General features: G+C 64.7%; 23 protein-coding genes. 8 read left to right on the top strand and 15 right to left on the bottom strand.

The features are described from left to right. The first annotated feature begins 110 nt into the window (after positions 1 to 110). Positions 111 to 1,274 (top strand): UbiH/UbiF family hydroxylase, encoded by a 1,164-nt coding sequence (locus tag AC22G6_RS11565; RefSeq protein ID WP_487366896.1) that lies wholly within the window; start codon positions 111 to 113, stop codon positions 1,272 to 1,274. A gap of 15 nt (positions 1,275 to 1,289) precedes the next feature. Then, on the top strand, positions 1,290 to 2,018 hold the full coding sequence (locus tag AC22G6_RS11570; protein WP_108949749.1) for a DsbC family protein: 729 nt from the start codon (positions 1,290 to 1,292) through the stop codon (positions 2,016 to 2,018). Between the two features lie 39 nt (positions 2,019 to 2,057). On the opposite strand, the gene mltA is transcribed toward AC22G6_RS11570, so the two are convergent. Next, positions 2,058 to 3,116 (bottom strand): murein transglycosylase A, encoded by a 1,059-nt coding sequence (gene mltA, locus AC22G6_RS11575; protein ID WP_487366897.1) that lies wholly within the window; start codon positions 3,114 to 3,116, stop codon positions 2,058 to 2,060. A 460-nt stretch (positions 3,117 to 3,576) separates the two neighbouring features. On the opposite strand from mltA, the gene AC22G6_RS11580 reads away from it, so the two are divergent. Both AC22G6_RS11580 and AC22G6_RS11585 read left to right on the top strand, forming a co-directional pair. Next, complete coding sequence (locus tag AC22G6_RS11580) at positions 3,577 to 4,440, top strand: ATP-binding protein (RefSeq protein WP_108949747.1); 864 nt, start codon at positions 3,577 to 3,579, stop codon at positions 4,438 to 4,440. A 3-nt stretch (positions 4,441 to 4,443) separates the two neighbouring features. Next, the gene (locus tag AC22G6_RS11585; RefSeq protein WP_487367011.1) at positions 4,444 to 5,397 is read left to right on the top strand and encodes a Nudix family hydrolase; all 954 of its coding nucleotides are present in this window, start codon (positions 4,444 to 4,446) and stop codon (positions 5,395 to 5,397) included. On the opposite strand, the gene AC22G6_RS11590 is transcribed toward AC22G6_RS11585, so the two are convergent. The 11 genes from AC22G6_RS11590 to AC22G6_RS11640 all read right to left on the bottom strand — a co-directional run bounded on the left by AC22G6_RS11590 (position 5,394) and on the right by AC22G6_RS11640 (position 15,437). Beyond that, entirely contained in the window at positions 5,394 to 5,561 is a 168-nt protein-coding gene (locus AC22G6_RS11590; RefSeq protein WP_487366898.1) for a DNA gyrase inhibitor YacG, read from the bottom strand. The genes AC22G6_RS11585 and AC22G6_RS11590 overlap by 4 nt on opposite strands. A gap of 23 nt (positions 5,562 to 5,584) precedes the next feature. Continuing rightward, positions 5,585 to 6,340, bottom strand: coding sequence for a cell division protein ZapD (gene zapD / locus AC22G6_RS11595; RefSeq protein ID WP_108971635.1), 756 nt, complete (start codon positions 6,338 to 6,340; stop codon positions 5,585 to 5,587). A gap of 102 nt (positions 6,341 to 6,442) precedes the next feature. Continuing rightward, the gene (gene coaE / locus AC22G6_RS11600) at positions 6,443 to 7,054 is read right to left on the bottom strand and encodes a dephospho-CoA kinase (RefSeq protein WP_487366899.1); all 612 of its coding nucleotides are present in this window, start codon (positions 7,052 to 7,054) and stop codon (positions 6,443 to 6,445) included. Continuing rightward, positions 7,051 to 7,761 carry an SPOR domain-containing protein gene (locus AC22G6_RS11605; protein WP_487366900.1) on the bottom strand — a complete coding sequence of 237 codons (711 nt, stop codon included), beginning with the start codon at positions 7,759 to 7,761 and terminating at the stop codon, positions 7,051 to 7,053. Before AC22G6_RS11605 ends, coaE begins: the two co-directional genes overlap by 4 nt. Positions 7,762 to 7,849: 88 nt before the next feature. Next, on the bottom strand, positions 7,850 to 8,566 hold the full coding sequence (locus tag AC22G6_RS11610) for a type III pantothenate kinase (RefSeq protein WP_487366901.1): 717 nt from the start codon (positions 8,564 to 8,566) through the stop codon (positions 7,850 to 7,852). Next, positions 8,563 to 9,393 carry a biotin--[acetyl-CoA-carboxylase] ligase gene (locus AC22G6_RS11615; RefSeq protein ID WP_487366902.1) on the bottom strand — a complete coding sequence of 277 codons (831 nt, stop codon included), beginning with the start codon at positions 9,391 to 9,393 and terminating at the stop codon, positions 8,563 to 8,565. The genes AC22G6_RS11610 and AC22G6_RS11615 overlap by 4 nt, the downstream gene beginning before the upstream one ends. A 63-nt stretch (positions 9,394 to 9,456) precedes the next feature. Further along, positions 9,457 to 10,884, bottom strand: a complete 1,428-nt coding sequence (gene ntrC, locus AC22G6_RS11620) for a nitrogen regulation protein NR(I) (RefSeq protein WP_108949740.1) — start codon at positions 10,882 to 10,884, stop codon at positions 9,457 to 9,459. Positions 10,885 to 10,924: 40 nt separating this feature from the next. Further along, complete coding sequence (gene glnL, locus AC22G6_RS11625; protein ID WP_108949739.1) at positions 10,925 to 11,992, bottom strand: nitrogen regulation protein NR(II); 1,068 nt, start codon at positions 11,990 to 11,992, stop codon at positions 10,925 to 10,927. 53 nt (positions 11,993 to 12,045) lie between these two features. After that, the gene (locus AC22G6_RS11630) at positions 12,046 to 12,504 is read right to left on the bottom strand and encodes a DUF4124 domain-containing protein (RefSeq protein ID WP_487366903.1); all 459 of its coding nucleotides are present in this window, start codon (positions 12,502 to 12,504) and stop codon (positions 12,046 to 12,048) included. A gap of 143 nt (positions 12,505 to 12,647) precedes the next feature. Continuing rightward, positions 12,648 to 14,057 carry a type I glutamate--ammonia ligase gene (glnA, locus tag AC22G6_RS11635; protein ID WP_108949738.1) on the bottom strand — a complete coding sequence of 470 codons (1,410 nt, stop codon included), beginning with the start codon at positions 14,055 to 14,057 and terminating at the stop codon, positions 12,648 to 12,650. Positions 14,058 to 14,249: 192 nt separating this feature from the next. Next, positions 14,250 to 15,437 (bottom strand): cation diffusion facilitator family transporter, encoded by a 1,188-nt coding sequence (locus tag AC22G6_RS11640; protein WP_487366904.1) that lies wholly within the window; start codon positions 15,435 to 15,437, stop codon positions 14,250 to 14,252. Positions 15,438 to 15,495: 58 nt separating this feature from the next. On the opposite strand from AC22G6_RS11640, the gene AC22G6_RS11645 reads away from it, so the two are divergent. From AC22G6_RS11645 to clsB, 4 genes are all read left to right on the top strand, one after another. Further along, positions 15,496 to 15,948 carry a rhodanese-like domain-containing protein gene (locus AC22G6_RS11645; protein WP_487366905.1) on the top strand — a complete coding sequence of 151 codons (453 nt, stop codon included), beginning with the start codon at positions 15,496 to 15,498 and terminating at the stop codon, positions 15,946 to 15,948. Positions 15,949 to 16,036: 88 nt separating this feature from the next. Further along, positions 16,037 to 17,137, top strand: coding sequence for a quinolinate synthase NadA (gene nadA / locus AC22G6_RS11650; protein WP_108971624.1), 1,101 nt, complete (start codon positions 16,037 to 16,039; stop codon positions 17,135 to 17,137). A 31-nt stretch (positions 17,138 to 17,168) separates the two neighbouring features. Then, the gene (locus AC22G6_RS11655; protein WP_487366906.1) at positions 17,169 to 17,921 is read left to right on the top strand and encodes an endonuclease/exonuclease/phosphatase family protein; all 753 of its coding nucleotides are present in this window, start codon (positions 17,169 to 17,171) and stop codon (positions 17,919 to 17,921) included. Further along, positions 17,918 to 19,075 (top strand): cardiolipin synthase ClsB, encoded by a 1,158-nt coding sequence (gene clsB / locus AC22G6_RS11660; RefSeq protein ID WP_487366907.1) that lies wholly within the window; start codon positions 17,918 to 17,920, stop codon positions 19,073 to 19,075. The genes AC22G6_RS11655 and clsB overlap by 4 nt, the downstream gene beginning before the upstream one ends. 192 nt (positions 19,076 to 19,267) lie before the next feature. Here the strand turns inward: clsB and AC22G6_RS11665 are convergent, their stop codons facing one another. The 3 genes from AC22G6_RS11665 to AC22G6_RS11675 are packed head-to-tail and all read right to left on the bottom strand — an operon-like array spanning position 19,268 to position 22,279. Next, positions 19,268 to 19,681 (bottom strand): CoA-binding protein, encoded by a 414-nt coding sequence (locus tag AC22G6_RS11665; RefSeq protein ID WP_487366908.1) that lies wholly within the window; start codon positions 19,679 to 19,681, stop codon positions 19,268 to 19,270. A gap of 13 nt (positions 19,682 to 19,694) precedes the next feature. Further along, positions 19,695 to 20,603 (bottom strand): tRNA glutamyl-Q(34) synthetase GluQRS, encoded by a 909-nt coding sequence (gluQRS, locus tag AC22G6_RS11670; RefSeq protein ID WP_487366909.1) that lies wholly within the window; start codon positions 20,601 to 20,603, stop codon positions 19,695 to 19,697. Beyond that, positions 20,600 to 22,279 carry a Na/Pi cotransporter family protein gene (locus AC22G6_RS11675; protein ID WP_487367012.1) on the bottom strand — a complete coding sequence of 560 codons (1,680 nt, stop codon included), beginning with the start codon at positions 22,277 to 22,279 and terminating at the stop codon, positions 20,600 to 20,602. Before AC22G6_RS11675 ends, gluQRS begins: the two co-directional genes overlap by 4 nt. Positions 22,280 to 22,387: the final 108 nt, after the last annotated feature.

Genomic DNA, 22,387 nt, shown 5'->3' on the forward strand with positions numbered 1-22,387 from the left:
ATAAATCTCAGCGGGGTTCTTGCCGTCTACGGCTCACAACAGCACCATCTCCGTGACCTGACCGGCGTCATCGGGCAGAATCACGGACTTGTATTGCGACGGCAAGGGCCATGAAATTCGATCTGATCATTGTTGGTGGCGGGCTCGCGGGAGCGGCGCTTGCGGTGGCTCTTCGCGCCAGCCGGCTGAAGATCGCCCTGGTGGAAAGCAGCCTGCCCGCCAGACCAACGGGATGGGATACCCGGATCTACGCCTACAGTCCGGCGAATGCGGATTTTCTGCGCGAGCTTGGCGTATGGGACCGGCTCGATCAGATCCGCCTGTGTCCGGTCGAGTGCATGGACATCAAGGGCGACGGCAATGGCAGCGTAAAGTTTTCTGCTTATCAGAGCGGGCTATCCGAACTTGCCTGGATTGGTGAGTCAAGCCTGATTCACTGCGAACTGTGGGAGAGTCTCAAGCGCCAGCACAACGTCACGGTCTTTGCGCCCGCGCATCCGGGCGCGCTCGATGTGAGCGAGACCGAAGCCAGGCTGGTGCTTGATGACGGACGAAGCTTGAGCGCTGCGCTGCTAGTCGGGGCCGATGGACGCGATTCCTGGGTGCGCCAGCAGTCGGGGATCAAGGCAAGCGTGAAGCCGTATGACGAGATGGGTGTCGTCGCCAACCTGAGCTGCGAGCAGGAACATCGGCGCACTGCGTTTCAATGGTTCAGGGAGGACGGCGTGCTTGCATGGTTGCCCTTGCCCGGCAATCGCATTTCAATCGTCTGGTCTGCCCCGGATGCCGTCGCCGCCGATCTGATGTCGATGAGCGACGAGTCCTTCTGCGAGCGAGTCGCGGATGCCGGTGGGCGACGGCTTGGGCGGTTTGAAATTGAGTCGCCGCGTGCCGCGTTCCCGCTTCGTCTGATGCGGGTCGAAAGCATGATCGGCCGTCGCGTCGCGCTGATCGGCGATGCCGCACATGCCATCCACCCCCTTTCCGGACATGGCATCAATCTTGGTTTTCAGGATGCCCGGATGCTTGCCAGCCTGCTCGGTGAACTGAAGCCGTGGCAGGGCGCCGGAGACCATGGCGTATTGCGGCGCTATGCCAGATCGCGCGCAGAAGAACCCTTCCTCCTGCAGTATGCGACCCACGGCCTGAACCGCCTCTTTGCGAGTCGTAATCCCGCGTCGGCCTTGCTGCGCAATGTCGGGATGAACCTCACCGATCGTTTGCCGGTCATAACCAACGCACTTACCCGATACGCGGTAAGTGGAAAGTTCTAACTCCTGGAGATCCTGATGTTTTCTTTTCCCGGCCTTGCCCGTGCGCTTCCGCTTGCACTGAGCCTGTCCCTGTTTGGCGCTGGTGCGCATGCCGATGAAGCTTCCGTGCGCAAAGGTATGGAGGCCTTCGTCGGTGCGCCTGCAGTCGAGTCTGTTGCGCGTACTCCATACGCCGGGCTTTACGAAGTTGTGCTCAAGAGCGGCGAGCTCGTGTACACCGATGAAAAGGTCAGCTTCATTGTCGATGGTCGTGTGATCGATGCTCAAACCCGTCGCGACATGACCCAGCTTCGGCTCAACCAGCTTTCGGCCATCGACTTTTCGACGCTTCCGCTCGATCAGGCGATCAAGCACGTCAAAGGCAACGGCAAGCGGGTGATCGCCACCTTCGAGGATCCGAACTGCGGCTACTGCAAACGGCTCGGAAAGGAACTCGCGCAGATGAAGGACGTGACCGTCTATACCTTCCTCTATCCGATCCTGAGTCCCGATTCGACGACCAAGTCGCGTGATATCTGGTGTGCTAAGGACAAGGCAAAAGCCTGGAGCGACTGGATCGTCGACGCGAAGGTGCCGGCGACGGCGGATTGCGACACGGGTGTGATCGATCGCAACGTCGCACTGGGGCAGAAGCTGAAGATCAACGGCACGCCGACGATCTTCCTGTCCAACGGCAGCCGCATCGGCGGTTATGTGCCGGCAGCAGAACTGGAAAAGGCGATTGGCGCGATCGCAGCCAAGTGATCGGAGCAGGGGGCGGTGCAAGGCCGCCCCCTGCCGTAATCAGCCTTTACCCAGCGCATTCGCTGGTTTCACCCCGTTCGGGAGCAATACCCAGATCCGGCCGTTCTGCCGCATCTTCCCTGCCTGTGCTCCGGCCTGCGCACCAAAACCCCAGAAGTAGTCGGCCCGTACCGGCCCCTTGATCGCACTGCCAGTGTCCTGTGCCAGCACGAGCCGGTTCAGCGTGCGGTTGCTGTACGGCCATGTGGTAGCCAGGAAGACAGGTGCCCCCAGGGGAATGTAGGCGGGGTCGATGGCGATGCTCCGCTCTTCCGTGATCGGGACCCCGAGGGCGCCAATTGGGCCGCTGGTGCTGGCGGGAAGTTCGCGGAAGAAGACATAGCTCGGGTTGCTGTTGAGCAGCTCGCCGAGGCGGGCGGGATTGTCCCGCGCCCACTGCCGGATGCCTTCCATCGAGGCCTTGTCGAGCGACAGTTCGCCCTGACTGACGAGCCAGCGACCGATGGATTGATACGGGTGTCCGTTCTGGTCCGCGTAACCGATGCGGAGCCGGCTGCCGTCGGGAAGCTCGACGCGGCCAGAGCCCTGCACCTGAAGAAAGAACAGGTCGATCGGATCGTCTGCCCACAGCAGAATCTTCGGGGCAAGGAGCTCCTGGCGCTGATCCAGTTCGGCGCGCGTCCAGTACGGCACGACCTTGTTGCCGACGAGCCGCCCGCGCAGGCGCAGCGATTTGAGCTCAGGGTAGACGCTGGCGAGGTCGATGGTCAGCATGTCCTCGGGCGGGGCATGGATCGGCCATCTGCTCTGGGCGGAGCGGACCCGGCTACCCTTGATCAGGGGTTCATAGTAGCCGGTCACCAGTCCGGTATCGGAGCCGTCGGCGTTGAGCGAACGCCATGGGGTGAAGTGCTGTTCGAAGAAGGCCTTGACCTGATTCGTTGAAGGGCTGGCGGGCAGTCGTGCGCCAAGGGCACAGACGGCCTTCCAGTCGTTGCGGCGGGAGAGTGTCCCGCAGGACTCGCGGAAGGCCGGCCATGCGGCGGCGAGATCGTCTTCGGCCCAGCCGGGGAGCTGCGTCCAGGTCGACATGCTCATCGTGCCGGCCTGGCCTGCGGGCGGCGCCTGAGTGGGCACGGGCGCGGGCGCCGGACTTGGGGCGGGCGTCGGGGCAGTTGCGCCGGGGGGCGGACATGCAGGGCAGGCCGGACAGGCTTGTGTCCGCACACAGGCCTGCGGTTTCGCTTCCGTTACCGGTGTCGATGCCGGTTGTGGCGGCGTCGCGCAGGCGGCAAGAAGGGCTGCAAGCGTGGCGGTTGCGAGGTGTCGCGGAAGGCGGTGATGGGCCTGGCTCATGATGGGGATCGGTTAAACTCGGGGCATCCGGCCCCGCAGTATACCGGGGTCAGCTTCCGAATCCGGTAACCGGGCTGTAACGCACAGAGGCATGGGATGTGGGTCATTTTCCTTGAAGCGGGGCTTGCCCTGTTGTTGTTACTGATCATCGTGTGGGCGACCTGGCCGCGCCGCAAGAACAGAATGGACGAAGACGATGGAAATGAATGAACTGAGTGCCCTCATCTGCAGGGCGGAGCGGGTGCTTGAGCGGCTGGAGGGCATTCTGCCGGGACCGGCAGCGCCACCCGACTGGAGCGCGGCGCACGCCTTCCTGTGGCGTCGGCGTCATGGGCGCGGGAGTTTGCAGGCCGTGGGCGTGCCGCACGGGATTCGTCTGAAGGATCTGCAGGACATTGATGACCAGAAAGCGCGCATCGATCGCAATACGCGGCAGTTCCTCGCCGGCAAGCGCGCGAACAACGTGCTTCTGACCGGCGCACGTGGCACCGGCAAGTCCTCGCTGATCAAGGCGCTGCTCAACGAGTACGGTGACCAGGGGCTGCGCGTGGTCGAAGTGGACAAGGCCGATCTGACGGACCTGCCCGAGATCATGGAGATGCTGGCCGGACGCCCCGAGCGTTTCATCGTGTTTTGTGATGATCTCTCTTTTGAAGAGGGGGAAGGGGCGTACAAGGCGCTCAAGAGCGTGCTCGACGGCTCCGTCTCTGCCGTGGCAGACAATGTGCTGCTGTACGCGACATCCAACCGTCGCCACCTGATGCCCGAGTATCACGACGAGAACCTTCAGGCGCGGCATGTGGACGGCGAGGTTCACCCCGGCGAGGCGGTGGAGGAGAAAGTGTCGCTGTCGGAGCGCTTCGGCCTCTGGATCTCCTTTTATCCCTTCGCTCAGGACGAGTATCTCGACATCGTTGCGCACTGGCTCCGCGTCTTTGGTGTTCCCAAGCGCAAGCTGGCCGCTGCCCGCCAGGAGGCGCTGCAGTGGGCCTTGATGCGCGGTTCGCGATCGGGTCGGGTGGCCTGGCAGTTTGCCCGGGATTATGCGGGCCAGCTGGAGGACTGAGTGATGTCGAGGAAGGTGGTCAATGTGGCGGCCGGCGTCATCACGCGTGAAGATGGCAGTTTCCTTATCGGACAGCGTGCGCCCGGAACCTTCTATCCGGGTTACTGGGAGTTTCCCGGTGGCAAGGTCGAGGCGGGCGAATCGCCGGCGGATGCGCTGAAGCGTGAGCTCGATGAGGAACTCGGTATCCGTGTCGAGCGCCTATATCCGTGGCTGGTCAGGGAGCACGCCTATGAGCACGCGCATGTGCGGCTGCACTTCTTTGAAGTGCCGCAGTGGCAGGGCGAAGTAAACGATCATGTGCACAGCGCCCTGGCCTGGGTGCGACCGGGGCATGTCGACCGTTCGCCGATGCTGCCCGCGAACGGTCCGATCCTGAAGGCGCTGCGCCTGCCGCGCAGGATGGGAATCACCTGTGCTGCAGCGACGGGCGTTGGCGCCCAGCTCGATGCGCTGGATCAGGCGCTCGTGCAGGGGCTCGGGATGGTGCAGGTGCGCGAAGCGGGGCTGGAAGCGCGCGAGCGGCGGGCGTTTGCGACAGAGGTCGTGCGTCGCGCCCATGCGGTCGGCGCACTGGTGGTGATCAATGATGACGAGGCCCTGGCTGATGAGGCGGGAGCGGACGGGCTGCATCTGCCCGCCCGCCGGCTCGCGGAACTGACGCAGCGACCGCCGTTCGAGTGGGTCGGGGCATCATGTCACAGCCGCGAGGAGCTCGAGCGGGCCGCGGCGCTGGGGCTCGACTACGTGCTGCTGGGGCCGGTGAAGGAAACGCTCAGCCATCCCGGGCAGCCCGGCTTGGGGTGGGATGCATTTGCCGCGCTGCGCGCAGACCTGCCGACGCCGGTGTTCGCCCTGGGCGGGCTGGACGCCGCCGACATGACGGATGCCCGTCTTGCCGGGGCACATGGTGTGGCGGCGATCCGGTCCTGCTGGCGCACGCCGCGCCGCGACTAGGACGGCGTGTCTTCGCCGGCGTCCGGCGGGGTGGTCGGGACGCGATAGCTTTCCGACGCCCATGCGCCGAGGTCGAGCTGTTTGCAGCGTTCCGAGCAGAAGGGGCGGAACCGGTTTTCGGTGCGCCATTCGGTCATCTTTCCGCACTGCGGACAGCGGACCATGCGGGGTGCTGAGTCGGGTTTGTTCACAGGCTGCAGAAGGTCAGTTCAAAGGGGATGTCGCGCTCGGCAACCCGCGGCCGGACGACGGTTTCGGGCAGCATGAAGCGGATGTTGAGCGCGTACTTGTTGGCGCTGATCTCGGGGATGACCGGCTCCGAGCGCGGAATGCGAATGCGCAGCATCTGGGCCGTACGCCCCGCCATCGTCATCTGAAACGTGCCTGCCTTGGCCTGCAGCTCTTCCGGACGACCGCTGCTCCGCAGCAGGCGCAGGACGATTTCCAGGCCGCTGCGTATCGGTGCCATCGGCCGCGCCCAGGTGTCGAGGTCGCGCCGACGCGCGTCGGCCTCGCGGCTGAGCCAGAAGTGATAGGAGGGCAGGTCGAACTGGCATACGCCACCGGGAATCGCCGCACGGCTGCGGATTCCCATCAGCCATTCGTTTTCGCGCAGGTACTGGCCGATCTTGCCCGCCATTGCGAGCAGCCCGGATGAGGCCTGCTCGATTTCGTAGAGCGCACCCGACAGGGCTTCTTCCGAGATCTCCGGGTTGTTGCGGAAGGAGATCAGAATCTGGCGCTGGCGTTCGAGTTCCTGGACGAGGTCGACCTTGAGATCGGCCCGGCCGGCCACTTCGAGAATCTCGAACAGGCTCAGCAGGCCGGCGTGGTTGTCGAGCGGCGCATCGCTGCTGCAAAAATGGGCATGCTTGCGAAACAGGTCCTCGAGGCGCAGCAGAGTGCGGATACGCTCATTGAGAGGATATTCGTAGCTGATCACGCACACGTTCCGAAGGCTGGTGGAAGTACCGGGTTAGCGGACGATGATAGCACAGGGGTTACGGACGCTTCGGCCAAAGGCTGGCAACCGTGACTTGCGGCTTCAGCCGGCAAGCGCCAGATAGGACGCATGCAGGGCGTCGACCTGCGTTTCCAGCGCTTTCAGCGTACCACTGTTGTCTATCACGTCGTCGGCTGCGGCAAGCCTTGCGGCGCGGGTGGCCTGGGTAGCCATGATGGCGCGCACTTCGTTTTCGTCCAGTCCGCTGCGCGCGCGGACGCGCTCGATCTGCACACTTTCCGGGCAATCCACGACGCACACCCGGCTACATCGTTCGCGGTAAGTGCCGGACTCGATCAGCAGGGGTACGGCGAGTATCACGTAGGGGCTGGACGCCTGTTCGCACTGGCGCTCGCTTTCGGCGCGGATCATCGGATGCAGGATGTGCTCGAGCCGCTTGCGGGCGGGCGGCTCGGCGAATACCAGGTTGCGCATGCGGGCGCGATCGAGGCGACGGTCGGGCGTGATCATTTCCGCTCCGAAGACCTCGGCAATGCGGGTAATGGCCGCGCCATCGGGGCCGGTCAGGGTGTGCGCGATCTGGTCGGTGTCCACCACGACAATGCAGTGCGCGGCAAAACGCGAGGCCGCAGCGCTCTTGCCGCTGCCGATGCCGCCTGTCAGGCCGATGACGACCGGGCGTCCCGTGCTCACGGCAGACAGTCCGTGCGGTGCCGCGCCAGCGCCTCATCCTCGGCAATCGATGCCAGTTGTGCTTCGTCGCCATCGACCTCGATCCGGTACTCGACCGTCGAGCGCGTGGCAATGCCCGCGCCGCGAACGCCTTTTGCCCGTAGTTGGGACAGATGCACGTTGGACGAGGCCTCGGTCTTGAACAGACCGAGCGAAATCGCGTACTGATTGGGGCCGGCTTCCTGGACGATGAAGAGGTCGTCGATGCCTTTGGCGCGCAATGCCCTGACCTGCCGCTCCGCCGCATCACGATTGGGCTGGGGCGGAATTCGCACCCACCATGATGTCGGAACTTCCGTGCTGCGCTGTCTGGGCGTCATCCCCGATGCTGCCAGGCGTGCGCTCAGCCGGTCGGCATCGGAGGCGTTGAGGCCAGACCATGCCTGGCAGATGAGCACCGCTGCTGCGGCGACGGGGGCGGGCTCCTGCTGCGGCGCGACCTCATCGGGCGGGGCGGCCGGTTCGGGCGCAGGGGGCGGCTCGATTGCGGCGCTGTTCTCGCGCGTCGATGTCGGCGGCAGCAGTTTGATGCGGTCGGGATGGAGCTGATTGCTGATGCGTTCGGGTTCGCCTGCCGGCGCCGCAAAGCCGAACCAGCCCTTCAGTGCACCGAAAGCCAGCGCATTGAGGATGACCAGCAGGATGAACAGAAAGCGCAAGGTTGTCATGCCTGAAGCTTACCCGATCAGGGACGATGTGAATAAGTCGGAAAAGGCTGCGAACGGCACAGGGTAACGGCCCCGTCTCCTCGGCGTTTCACGCATCCTGAGCGATGCGGGCGAGGCCGTCGAGTACGAGATTGTCGACCCGCTGCACGGGTAGGGACAGCAGGCTGGCAAATGCGTCCGCCGCGCCACCGCCAAGCAGGCAGCACGCGCCTGCAGACGATTCGATCTGGCGGAACATCCGCTCCACCGCGCCGGCCTGTGCCTGCAGGCAGCCGGAGAGAATGGCGTCGGCCGTGCTACGCGGCGTGGGGCTGAACTGGCCGCTCGCCAGCGGCAGCTGCGCCGTGTTCGAGGCCAGTGCGCGCTGCATCAGCGCGACGCCGGGCAGGATCAGGCCGCCAAGGAAGTCGCCCGCGGCATCAAGCAGATCGATGGTGGTCGCTGTGCCCGCCATCACCACGAGGCAGGCATGGGGGTGCTGCGACCGCGCACCGATCAATGCAGCCCAGCGGTCGGCACCGAGCTGCGCGGGCTGGCGGTAGAGATTGCGCACGCCGCAGCGTTCGGCGTCCGGGGTGATCCATTCCGGGGTCATTCCGCGCTGTGCTGCGAGCGTGCCGATCTGGCCGCCTACGCCGGGGCCGGCCACGTTGGCACCGATCATGCGGCGGATGCCGGGGGTCTCCGCCAGGACGGCATCGAGCGCCTCGAGCTGATCGTGCTCGCAGGCGCCCTCGACGGGCGTCGGCGTGCCGTGCAGGCGCCATTTGATCCGGGTGTTGCCGGCATCGATCAGCAGGATCATGTGTTTGGCCTCAGTGAGACTTCGCCCGACAGGATGCGGACCAGGCCGCTGTCGCACTGGATCAGCAGTGCGCCGTCTTCGTCGACGCCGACACAGGTGCCGACGACGTCCTTGCCTTCACCGGTGATCCTGACTGGCAGGCTGGCAAAGGCATTGTGTTGTTCCCAGGCGCCGCGCAAGGCATCGAAGCCTGCGACGGCGTAGGTCTGGAACAGGCCGTGGAGTTCGGTCAGGACCAGACCGAGCAGGGCCTCACGGCTGGGCGCGCGCCCCAGCTCGCGGGTGAGATCGCTGACGCCCGCCTGCTCCGGGATGTGTACGCCGGCTGGCAGTCCGATATTGATGCCAATGCCGACCACGGCCGCCATCGTGCGGCCACGACCGGGAATCAGCTCGACGAGCACGCCTGCCAGCTTGTGTCCGTGAACAAGAACATCATTGGGCCACTTCAGCTGCACGCCTTCGACCCCGAGCTTCTCAAAGGTGAGTGCGAGCGCCAGCCCGACCACGAGCGACAGCCCGGCCGGCACCGGGGCGCCGGGCATGAAGCGCCACAGGGCGGAAAAGGTCAGGCTGTGTCCGGGCCACGAGAGCCACTGCCGGCCACGCCTGCCGCGACCGCCGGTCTGCGCGCTGGTGACCAGTACGTGAATCCGGCCGTCGTCCGCCGGAGTGTGCGTCATCAGCTCGGTGTTGGTCGAGACGCAGGTCTCCAGCCAGCGCACGCTGAAATCGTGCGCAAGCGAACCCAGCGCAGCAGCAAGGGCTGACAGGTCTGGCGCGGTATTGTCAGGGAGAGAGCTCAAGCGGACCGTCCCGGGTGGCATTTGGCCCGGGATTATCCTTCATCTGGCGGTCATCTACGAGGCCTTCGCCTCATCCGGGGCGGATCAGCTCTCCTGATCGCTGTCGCCGGGCGGTGAGCGATCGTCATCCATGCCCAGTTCCTGAATCTTGCGGGTGATGGTGTTGCGACCGATGCCGAGCAACTGTGCGGCCTCGATGCGGCGTCCGCCGGTGGCGGTCAGGGCGCGCCGGATGAGGGTGCGCTCGAACTCCTTGGTCAGACGATCGAACACTTCGCCGGGTGCGGTCGAGATCAGGCGGTCGGCTTCCAGGCCGAGGCCGTCGACCCAGTTGACCGGCGACTCCCGCATCGGCTGGTCGCGCATCTCCGGCGGCAGGTCTGCCACTTCGATGACCTGGCCGGGGGCCATCACCGTGAGCCAGTGGCACAGATTCTCGAGCTGGCGCACGTTGCCGGGGAAAGGCATGGCCTGAAGGTATTTCTGCGCTGCATCCGAAATGCGCTTGCTCTCGACGCTGAGCTCCTGCGCGCTGCGCAGCAGGAAGTGACGTACCAGGATGGGAACGTCCTCGCGCCGCTCTCGCAAGGGCGGCAGGCGCAGGCGGATCACGTTGAGGCGATGGAACAGGTCTTCCCGGAACAGCCCCTGGCGCACGCGCTCTTCCAGATCCTGGTGGGTGGCCGCAATCACGCGCACATTGGCGCGGATAGGCTGATGACCGCCGACGCGGTAGAAGTTTCCGTCCGACAGCACCCGCAGCAGGCGGGTCTGGAGCTCGGACGGCATGTCGCCGATCTCGTCGAGGAAGAGCGTGCCGTCGGCAGCCTGTTCGAAGCGGCCGCGACGCTGCGTGGCGGCCCCGGTGAAGGCGCCGCGCTCATGGCCGAACAGTTCGGACTCGAGCAGGTCGCGCGGAATGGCTGCGGTGTTGATGGCGATGAAGGGTGCATCGCGCCGCGGGCTGTGACGGTGCAGCGCGCGGGCAACGAGCTCCTTGCCGGTGCCGGACTCGCCATTGATCATCACGGTCGCATGGGACTGGGACAGGCGGCCGATGGCCCGGAAGACTTCCTGCATCGAAGGCGCCTGGCCGAGGATTTCCGGTGCAACAGTGGTTTCCTCTATTGCACCTTCCTGGTGCGGACTTTGCTCCAGCGCACGCCGGACGAGCGCGACGGCCTGATCGACGTCGAAGGGTTTGGGCAGGTACTCGAAAGCTCCGCCCTGAAACGCCGACACCGCGCTTTCGAGGTCGGAGTACGCCGTCATGATGATGACGGGCACCTGCGGGAAGCGGGTCTTCACCCGCTGCAGCAGGGTCAGGCCCGATTCGCCGGGCATGCGGATGTCCGACAGCATGACATTGGGCGGCTGGCTGGATGATTCGAGCTCCTCCAGCGCTTCATTCGCGGAGGCGAAGCTGCGGTGGTTGATCTCCTCGCGGCTGAGCGCCTTTTCCAGGACCCAGCGGATGGAGCGATCGTCATCGATGATCCAGACAGTATTCATGATCTATGCACTTTTTTGGTGCGGACGGCTGTGCACATGCTCAGGTCCGCTCGGTAATCGGAATCAGAATGGTGAAGCAGGTGCGTCCCGGGTGGCTGTCCACATCGATCATGCCCTGATGCTGCTCCACAAAACTCTGTGCCAGTGACAGGCCAAGGCCGCTCCCGCCGTCTCGCCCCGATACCAGCGGATAGAAAATCTTGTCGCTGATCTCTTCCGGGATGCCGGGGCCGTTGTCGACCACTTGCAATTCCAGTGCCAGTTTGAAGCGACGCTTGGCAAGCGTCACCTGACGGGCGACTCGCGTGCGCAGGATGATCTCGCCGCAGCCTTCAAGGGCTTGCGCGGCGTTGCGCGTGATGTTGAGAATGGCCTGGATCAGCTGCTCCCGGTCTGCGGTCAGTTCGGGCAGGCTGGTGTCGTAGTCGCGGCGGATGATCAGTTCCGGGAACTCGGCCAGGATGAGTCGGCGCACGCGTTCGAGCACGTCATGAATGTTGAGCTGCGCAGGGCGCATCATGCTGTGCGAGGTCAGCAGGCGGTTCATCAGATCCTGCAGGCGATCCGCCTCGGCGATGATGACTTCGGTATATTCGCGCAGCAGTGGATCGGCGAGTTCGCGTTCCAGCAATTGCGCGGAGCCGCGAATGCCCCCCAGGGGGTTCTTGATCTCATGCGCAAGGTTGCGGATCAGCTCGCGGTTGGCCTGCTGCTGCTGCAGCAACTGCTCCTCGCGCGCCACCCGCAGCTGCGCGTCAATAGGGCGAAACTCCAGCAGCAGGCGCACCCCCGTCGCATCGATCGGGCTGACCGTGCAGTCGAGATGGATGGTCTCGGTTTCGGAGCGCTGAATCTTCAGGTCCTGACCGGTGTAGCTCCAGCTGGTACGCAATGCGTTCTGCAGCGCGGTGCCGAGTCCTGGAGGCTCGCCAAGCAGGCGCGACAAGGGCAGGCCGATCAGCTTGCGGCGGCTGATGGCAAAAAGGTTCTCGGCGCCGGGATTGATGTAACGGACGATCAGCTTCTCATCGATCAGAACGACGGCTGAGGAGAGGAGTTCGAGCCCGGCGAAGGGGCCTGTTACCGGAGGATGCGGATGGTGTGCCATGGGTGGTTTCGGTTGTTTGCGATTTACTACGCAAGAACCACGCCAGGCTCTTGCTAACGGAGGCCGGAGAGCTCCCGGCGCAGCGCGTCCACATTGCGCTGGTGCAGTTCCACCTTGTCCTTGAACGGTTGCAGACGGTCCAGCACTTTCTGGTAGTTGCGTTCGTTGCCGAGGCGGATGGCTTCCTGCTCGGACAGCGCCTTGCGCGCCTCGGTAAGGGCAGCCTCTTCGGTTGCGAGCTCGGATTCAAGTACCTTGCGACGGGAATCATCGCGCTCGCGCTGTGCATCGGGGCTGACCTTGGGGAAGCTCGATGGCGTAGGCTGCGCTGTGGATGGCCGTGGTGCGGGGATCGAGGAGACCGACTGGTCGCCCTCCAGCTGACTGCAGCCGCGGGCAAGGCTGCGATCGTTGGTGTAAGTGGTTCTGCCCTCCGCGTCGACGCACTTGTAAACTTGGGCGTGTGCCAGCGGGGCGATACAAAGAGCAAGGATCAGCGGCAGTGTTCGCATGGGTCTCTTGAAGTTGTCGAGATCATGGCTGCACAAGCGTTTGCGAGGCATGCCGGGTCGAAAAGCAACCTTGTGGGAGATTAGACCCGATAAAAAAGGGACGGGCAATGCCCGTCCCTTTCGATGCCGTCGTAATCGGAAGATTACAGGCTGTAGTACATGTCGAATTCCACCGGGTGGGTGGTCACGCGCATGCGGTCGACTTCTTCCATCTTCAGTGCGATGTAGGCATCGATGAAGTCGTTGGAGAACACACCGCCACGGGTCAGGAACTCGCGGTCCTTGTCCAGGTACTCCAGCGCCTGTTCGAGGCTGGTGCACACGGTCGGGATCAGCGCGTCTTCTTCCGGCGGCAGATCGTACAGGTTCTTGTCAGCTGGATCGCCCGGGTGGATCTTGTTCTGGATGCCGTCCAGACCCGCCATCATCAGTGCGGAGAAGCACAGGTAGGGGTTGGCCAGGGGATCCGGGAAGCGTGCTTCGATACGACGACCCTTCGGGTTGGCGACGTAGGGGATACGGATCGAGGCGGAACGGTTGCGGGCGGAGTAAGCCAGCTTGGTCGGCGCTTCGTAGTGGGGGACCAGACGCTTGTACGAGTTGGTGCCCGGGTTGGTGATGGCGTTCAGCGCGCGAGCGTGCTTGATGATGCCGCCGATGTAGTACAGCGCGGTTTCCGACAGGCCGGCGTAGCCGTTGCCTGCGAACAGGTTCTGGCCGTCCTTCCAGATCGACTGGTGAACGTGCATGCCGGAGCCGTTGTCGCCAACGATGGGCTTGGGCATGAAGGTGGCGGTCTTGCCGTACTGGTGCGACACGTTGTGCACGATGTACTTCAGAACCTGGGTCCAGTCGGCACGCTTGGTCAGGGTGCTGAACTTGGTGCCGATTTCGCACTGGCCGGCGTTGGCCACTTCGTGGTGGTGAACTTCGACCGGCACGCCAGCAGCTTCGAGTGCCAGGCACATTGCAGCGCGGATGTCGTTGAGGCTGTCGACCGGGGGAACCGGGAAGTAGCCGCCCTTGACGCGCGGACGGTGACCGGTGTTGCCGCCTTCGAACTTGTCGGCGGTGGACCAGGCAGCTTCTTCAGAGATGATCTTGCTGAAGACGCCGGACATGTCGACCGACCACTCGACTGCGTCGAAGATGAAGAATTCGGGTTCCGGGCCAAAGAAGGCGGTGTCGCCGATGCCGGTGCTCTTGAGGTATGCCTCGGCGCGCTTGGCGATCGAGCGCGGGTCGCGGTCGTAGCCCTTGCCGTCGGACGGCTCGATGACGTCGCAGGTCAGGACCAGGGTGGTCTCGTCGAAGAACGGGTCGATGTAGGCGGAGCTTGCTTCCGGCAGCAGGATCATGTCGGAGGCCTGGATGCCCTTCCAGCCGGCGATCGAGGAACCGTCGAACGGGTGACCATGCTCGAAGTGATCTTCTTCGAAGGCCGAAACCGGCAGGCCAACGTGCTGTTCCTTGCCGCGGGTATCGGTAAAGCGCAGGTCAATGAAGCGGACTTCATTTTCCTGAATCATTTTCATGACGTCTTGAGCGTTCATATTCACTCCTGGTGAGATGAGGCAAGTTATTCGAAAAGATCAGTCAGATAACGGCCAGACTTCCGTTGTCGCGGATGCTAGCAGTATCCGTGCCACCCAAATTCTGTCCTTCAATCATTGTGCCACAAGGGCCTCTTGCCGATACAGGCATCCTGATTGCACCATAAAGGTGCGCAAATGGGGGTGGGTGCATCAGTGTGGTGCAATCTCGACAAAGAAAGAGATCCGTCGATAGTGTGGATGCGCGCGCATCCAGGTCTCCGTGCGCCGTTTGAGTGCATCCATGGCGGCCGGTGCATCATCCTCGGCAAAAAATGCGTCAACTTCGATGCGTTGCCCCAGGTAATGCACCTGAGTGCGACGCGGTGCCGGCCCGTCGGTCCCGATCAGGGCCTGCAGGTCGGATGCGATGATCCTGCGCTCGGGCAGGGGGCCGAGCGGCACGGACGGCACGGCATCGTCGTCTTCGGGGTCGATGTGCACCAGCACATCCTTGACTTCCGGATGTGCGGTGCGCACCGCCATGTAGACGCTGTCCGAGATGTGGTGCCCTTCCGATACGGTGATGCGGGGATCGACCTGAACGTGGGCATCGCACAGCACGCGGTCGGCCATGCGCCGTGTGCGCAGCTCGTGCAGGCCGATCACGCCGGGCGTCGCTACGATGGTCTGGCGCAGTCGCGCGACGTCCTCCTCCGGCAAGCCGGTGTCGATGAGCTCACGCACGGCCTTCCAGGCCAGCTTGAGTCCCATGTGCATGATCAGGAAGCCGACGACGGCGGCGGCCAGCGGCTCGAGGAAGGCGTAGCCCGACAGGCTGCCCCCGATCCCCACGGCAACCACCAGCGAGGATGCGGCGTCCGAGCGCGCGTGCCACGCATTCGCTTCCAGTATCGGGGCCTTGAGCCGGCGGCTTGCAGCCAGGGTGTAGCGGAACAGGCCTTCCTTGGCGAAGAGGGTGATGACCGCCACGACCAGTGCGGCCGGATGCAGGGCGGGGAGATCATCCATGTTCTGCAGCCGTACGCCGGAGCTGAGGAGAAAACCGATGCCCACCGCGGTCAGCACGGCGCCGAGCAGCAGCGACGTGATGGTTTCGATGCGGCCGTGGCCGTAGGGGTGGTCGTGATCGGCCGGGTCTGCGCCGTGCCTGCCTGCAAGCAGAACCAGCATGTCGGTCACGAGATCGGAAAAGGTGTGGGCGGCGTCGGCGACCAGGCTGAACGCGTTTGCAAACAGGCCGATGATGATCTGGCTGACCGCAAGCACGGCATTGGTGACGATGGCGACCAGGGCGGTGCGCTGTATGCCGCGGCTGCGAAGGGTGGCACTGTCACCAGCCGTCGGCGGTGCGGAAACGGTGTGTTCTGAGGTGGGCATGTGGATGGCCGGAGGGGATGTATACTGCGTGTCTGACGAATTCTAGCCGGATGCTGCCATGGGAACCCTCTCTGCCTTGCTCGAGCTTGCTCATCAGCGGGCTGCTGACATGAATTTGCCCTATCAGGGGGCGTTGACGCCCGCGGAGGCACATCAGGTCTGGCAACTGGCCCCGGGCGCGAAACTGGTCGATGTGCGCACGCGTGCCGAATGGGACTGGGTCGGCCGGGTGCCGGGTGCCGTCGAGATCGAATGGCTTGCCTACCCCGCGATGAAGCCCAATCCGGATTTCCTCGCGCAGTTGCGCCATCAGGTCGACCCCGAGGCCATGGTGCTGTTCATGTGCCGTTCCGGCGCCAGATCGGACGCTGCGGCCAAGGCCGCGATTTCGGCCGGCTTCAGCAATTGCTATAACGTGCTCGAAGGGTTCGAGGGTGACAGGGATGCCGCCGGACATCGCAACCGTATCGGGGGCTGGCGCCATGCCGGCCTGCCCTGGCAACAGGGCTGACGTATTCATCCCCGGGCGTGTGCGCGTGCCGGGTATCCGTTTTTGTGTGACCGGTGAACCCCGGCATTTCTAAAGCGAGTTCTGTCTCATGCAAGTAGCCACCATCAGTTTTGACCGCTTCAACGCGCTCGCGGACGCCGAGGCGCAGGAGCGCATTCGTGCAGCACGCGCCCGTCTCGGCGACAAGGCGGTGTTGCTGTGTCACCACTATCAGCGCGCAGACGTCTATCAGTACGCTGACCTCACCGGCGATTCGCTCAAGCTGGCGCGACTCGCCTCGCAGACCGAGGCTGACTACATCGTGTTCTGCGGTGTGCACTTCATGGCCGAAGTCGCCGACATTCTCTCCAAGCCCAGCCAGATGGCCATCCTGCCCGACCTCGCCGCCGGCTGTTCGATGGCCGACATGGCCAGTCTGGCCAAGGTCGAGCGCTGCTGGCGCGAACTGACCGAGGTGCTGGACAAGCCCGACGAACACATCACGCCGGTGACCTACATCAACTCGGCTGCCGACCTGAAGGCCTTCTGCGGCGAACACGGCGGCATCGTATGCACGTCGACCAATGCGCCGACCATCCTCGACTGGGCGTTTTCACGTCGCGAGAAGGTGCTGTTCTTCCCCGACCAGCATCTGGGGCGCTGGACCGGATTCAAGAAGGGCATCCCGCTCGACCAGATGGTGGTGTGGGACCCCGATCTCGAATACGGCGGCCTGACCCACGAGCAGATCCGCAAGGCCAAGGTGCTGCTGTGGAAGGGGCATTGCTCGGTGCACCAGATGTTCCAGCCGGCCCATATCGAGCGCTGGCGTGCAGCCAATCCGGACGGACTGGTGATTTCGCACCCGGAAAGCAGTCTCGAGGTGTGCCAGCAGTCCGATTACGTCGGATCGACCGAATACATCATCAACACGATCACGGCTGCGCCCGCCAATACGCGCTGGCTGGTGGGGACCGAGCTCAATCTGGTCAACCGGCTGGCCGAGGAAATGAAGCCGCAGGGCAAGAGCGTGCAGTTCATGGCGCCCACCGTGTGCATGTGCTCGACGATGCAGCGCATCGACCCGCAGCACCTGGCATGGACACTGGAGAACCTTGCCGACGGCAATGTGGTGAATCGCATCCAGGTGCCCGCGCACGAGGCCGAGCTGGCACGGATCGCGCTCGACCGCATGCTGGCAGTGTCCTGACCACGCCGGACCGCGCCGGAGCGTTGCGACCATGACGCTGCGCATCTGCACCTACAACATCCACAAGGGCTTCTCGCAGTTCAACCGCCGCATGGTGGTGCACGACCTGCGGGAACGCCTGCGCAGCCTCGACGTCGATCTGGTCTTCCTGCAGGAGGTGCAGGGGCTGCACATCAATCACGCGGTGCGCCATGCCGACTGGCCGCAAAGGCCACAGCATGAGTTCCTTGCCGAGGATGTGTGGTGCCAGACCGCTTACGGCGGCAATGCGGTGTACGACCACGGTCACCACGGCAACGCGATCCTGAGCCGTCACGCCATCCTCAGCAGCGACAATCAGGACGTCTCCGATCACCGCTTCGAGCGCCGCGGACTGCTGCATTGCGAGGTTTCCCTGCCCGGGCTGGACGTGCCGCTGCATTGTGTCTGTGTGCACCTGGGGCTGATGGCGGGGAGCCGGCGTCGGCAGATGGAGGCGCTGGCCGAACGCATGGAGCGGCTCGCGCCCGATGGTGCGCCGCTGATCATCGCAGGCGACTTCAATGACTGGCGCAATCGTGCCGACGATCTGCTGGGACGACGGCTGGGCCTGGTTGAAGCCTTTAGCCGCGAGGGCGGCGGGCGGCCACCGCGCAGCTTTCCGAGTGCGCTGCCCTTTTTCCGCCTCGACCGCATCTACGTGCGCGGATTCAGCGTGAGCCGGGCGCAGGTTCATTTCGGCGAGCCGTGGTCGAGGATTTCCGATCACGCCGCGCTCACCGCAGATCTGGAGTTTGCGCGTTGAGCGTGCTGGCGGGTGGCAATGCAATTGCCCTGCTGGAAAACGGCCTGCAGTACTTTCCCGCGCTCGAGGATGAAATCGATGGCGCACGGCGGGAGATCTTCTTCCAGACCTACATCTTCGATCCGGACGATACCGGGCGTCGCATCGCGGCTGCGCTGGTGCGCGCGGCGTCGCGCGGGGTCGCGGTGCATCTGCTGGTCGATGGATTCGGCGGCCGGGCTTTCGTCCGCGAGCTGATGTCCGATCTGGTGTCCTGCGGCGTGCAGGTGCTCATCTACCGCATGGAGCTGCGCCTGCTTTCACTGCGTCGCCACCGGCTGAGGCGCATGCACCGCAAGGTGGTGGTGGTCGATGGCAGGGTGGCCTTTGTCGGTGGAATCAACGTGGTCGACGACGTCAGCGGCGACACGGATCGCCCGCCGCGCTATGACTATGCGGTGCGGGTGGAAGGGCCGCTGCTGGGGCCGATCGTCGATTCGGTGCATCGTCTGTGGCGCATGCTGGCGTGGGCGAGCTTCCGGCGGCGGGTGCGCGTGCCGGTGCTGGCACCGGCGCGGGTGGAGGTGGCGGGCGATCTTCGCGCGGCATTTCTGATCCGCGACAATCTTCGCCACCGTCACGACATCGAGAACGCCTACCTCGACGCAATCGGGCGTGCGCGCGACGAAGTGGTGATTGCCAATGCCTATTTCTTCCCGGGGCGGCGTTTTCGCCAGGCGCTGGTGGAGGCGGCGGCGCGCGGCGTGAAGGTCATCCTGCTGCTGCAAGGCCTGGCCGATCATCCGGTGCAGCAGTATGCGACGCGGGCCTTGTACCCGTTCTTCCTGGAGCGCGGCATCCGCCTGTTCGAGTATCACCGCAGCGTGCTCCATGCAAAGGTGGCGGTGGTGGATGGTCGCTGGGTGACGGTGGGCTCCAGCAACATCGATGCCTTCAGTCTGCTGCTGGCGCGCGAGGCCAATGTCGTGGTGGAGGACAGCGGCTTTGCCGCGACCCTGCGTGCCAGCCTGGACGCGGCGATGACGGATGGTGCACGCGAGTTGCGACGTGCCGACTGGCGAAGCCTGCCGCGCTTTCGCCGGCTGCTCAGCTGGCTGGCGTATCAGGGGGTGCGGCTGGCGATTGGTATTGCGGGGTTTGGGGGGAAGCACTGAGGCTATTTATTGGTGCTGAAGTCCGAAGTTGATGTGCCTCCGCTGCCGTAGCGCCTGTGCGGGGTGTTCGCGCCGGGGCTGCGGAACTCGCCCTGCGGGCTCGGACAGTCCTCGCCCCTTTGCGAACACACCGTACAGGCGCTACTCGTGCGGGTGGTGGCTCGGGCTGTTTGGGCGCGAGGCTGCTTCAGCTCATCCGCCTGTCAGCAGGCGGCGGTGTTCGATCTTGGTGCAGCGATCCATGACCGTGCCCAGGCCGGCCGCTTCGGCGCGGGCGATGGCTTCGGGGGCGATGACGTCCAGTTGCAGCCAGACTGCACGCGCGCCGACTGCGATGGCATCTTCCACCACCGTCATGACTTCCTCCGAACGCCGGAACACATCGACCAGGTCGATCTTCACCGGCACCTCGCGCAGGCTGGGGTAGCACTTCAGGCCCAGCACCTCGTCGCAGACGGGGTTGACCGGGACGATCGTGTAGCCGTGATTCTGCAGATAGAGGGCCACCTCGTGGCTGGCGCGCTCGGGTTTCGGAGAGATGCCGACCACGGCGATGGTCCGCGTCGATTCGAGCAGCTGTTTCAGTTCGGTGTCGGAGCCGAGCATGGGTCTATCCTTGTCAGAAGAGTGGGGCGATGGCTTGTCTCAGGCGCGGCACCTTGTCCAGCCGCCAGTGCGCGCGTGACCACGACCAGACCTCGTCGAGCGCAGCCTGCCCGAGTTCAGGTGGCGGATTCTGACCGAGAAAGGCGAGGGCTGCGACCAGTGCAATGGAGGGGGGCTGGTCCTCGATGGCGCGGGCAAGCGTCTGCTTCGACAGCTTCTCGCCCGCGTCATTGGTTGCAACAGGCAGATGGGCGTAGGCGGGTTGCGCCACGCCGAGCAGGTGTTGCAGGTGAATCTGGCGTGCGCTCGAGTCGAGCAGGTCGGCACCGCGCACGACATGGGTGATGCCGGCGGCGGCGTCATCGACGACGACGGCAAGCTGGTAGGCAAACAGGCCGTCCGCGCGCAGCACGACATAATCGCCGACGTCGCGCGCGAGGTCCTCCTGCTGCGGGCCTTGAACCGCATCATCAAAGCGGATCACGCCTTCGGCACGCACGCGCCAGGCACGGGCGCTGCGACCGGGCGGCAGTCCGTCGCGACAGGTCCCGGGGTAGCGCCGGGAGCCGTCGCGGGCGAGTGCGGAATCGGCCATCTCTCGACGGGTGCAGGCGCAGGGGAAGACGGCGCCGCTGCGTTTGAGCTGCTCGAGCGCGGCGTGATAGGCATCGGTGCGCCGGCTTTGCCAGACCACCTCGCCATCCCATGCGAAGCCGAACCGTTCCAGTGTGGCCAGAATCGCGTCGGCTGCACCGGGGACGGTGCGCGGGGTGTCGACGTCCTCGATGCGCAGCAGCCACTTGCCGTCGTGGTGGCGGGCATCGAGACAGCTGCCGAGCCCGGCGACCAGCGAGCCGAAGTGCAGCGGACCGCTGGGCGAGGGCGCGAAGCGCCCGACATAGGCCGGGATGACGCCGCTCATTGGTCGTTACCGCTATCGTCGTCGCCACGGTGTTCGAGGACGGGCTGGGGCAGGCCTTCTTCCAGGGCCGCCAGGGTCCGTGCGGACTTTGCGATCTGTTCGGTCGCACGTCTGAGCAGACTCGCGAGGCGCAGCCAGTCCTGCATGCTGCGGATATCGAGGTGGGCGTGTGCGCCGGCGACGAGCAGTGCTTCCTTGAGGGCGGCGTAACGGGTCTCGGCTCTGGCGAGCAGTCTTTCGATGTCTTCGCTGCGGAAACCGGGCTTTCCCGGCATGCTGGCGTCGGCGAGTTCGCCGGCAGCGTCGCGAAAGTGTGCAAAGGCCTCATCGATGCCATGTGCGGGTGGAAGGCCGAGTGCTTCGCCGAGCTCCGCCGCCGAGCGCGCGGCGTCTACCGCGCTCTCCTGGTACTGGAGCGCACGCAGATTGCGGGCGAGTGCTTCGGCGAGGGCGAGCGGAAGGCTCGTGGTCGTGACGCCGCGTGTGTAGCTGCCGATGGCGGTGGTGAGTGCGACGAAGGCGTCACCGTTACGCGACACGAGTGGTGTGTCGGGTGGGCTGTGAATGACGGCACGCAGGCAGTTTCCGGCCAGAACATGGGTTCGTCCGAGTTCCATGCGCAGCGCCCGCAGCGCGAGGTCTGGCACGCTTACCGAGTTGGCGTCCAGGTGCTGGGGACGCGCGCTTTCCTCGTCGCTGCGCCGGAAGCGCGCCGACAGGAAGCTGAGCAGGAACTTCGCCGCCGGCACCATCAGGGCGACGCCGAGAAGGTTGAAGGTGGTGTGGAACATCGCAATCATCACCGCCGGGGTGGCCGGTTTCTCCAGCCACTCGCTGAGCAGCCCGAGGAGGCCGATCAGCAGCGGCAGCAGCATGAGTGCGACCGCGCCGGTGACGAGGTTGAAGAACACATGGGCCGCAGCCAGGCGGCGGGCGTTGGCGGTGGCGCCGATGGCCGACAGGATGGCGGTCGAGGTGGTGCCGATATTGGTGCCGATGACCATGGCGCAGGCGGCCTCGGTGCTCATCAGCCCAGTCTGGGCGGCAGTGATGATGATGGCGATGGCAGCGCCGGAGGCCTGCATCAGGATGGTGATGAGGGTGCCGATGGCGACCAGCATGACCCATCCGGTGAGCCCGGGCATGATGAACTGCTGCAGATCGATTCCGCTGCCGAATGCCGAAAAGGTGTCCTTGAGCACGTCGATGCCGAGGAAGAGGACGCCGAATCCGGACAGGGCCTGACCCAGCGCCCGCGGGCGCATGCGGCTCGTGGCCAGCATCAGGACCGCGCCAATGCCGACAAAGGGCAGGGCAAAGGCGTCGATCTTGAAGCTGAATCCGAGCGCGGCGACCAGCCATGCATTCATGGTGGTGCCCACATTGGAGCCGAAAATCACCCACAAGGCATTCCTGAGCGACAGGAGACCGGCGTTGACGAAGCCGATGCCGGCCACGGTCACCGCGCTTGAGGACTGGACCAGCGTGGTGATCAGCATGCCGGCGCCGAGGCCGCGCAGCGGCGTCGAGGTCCAGCGCTCGAGCATGTCCTCAAGCGCACGCCCGGCCGCGAGCTTGAGGCCGTCAGTGAGCAGGTGCATGCCGAGCAGGAACAGCCCGAGGCCGCCGATCAGGCCGCCGATGACTTCGAATGACGTGGGAGTGACTGTGGGCAGGACGGGACTCCTTCAGCAGAATGCGCAGGAGTGCATGATTGTGTGCGAGCACGGGGTGCCCGGGCAAGTCGGGCTTCCCCCGGAGGCGCCCGGGGGGTCGAGCGACAG

The sequence above is a fragment of the Parazoarcus sp. PS-13 R2A genome (assembly GCF_057621855.1).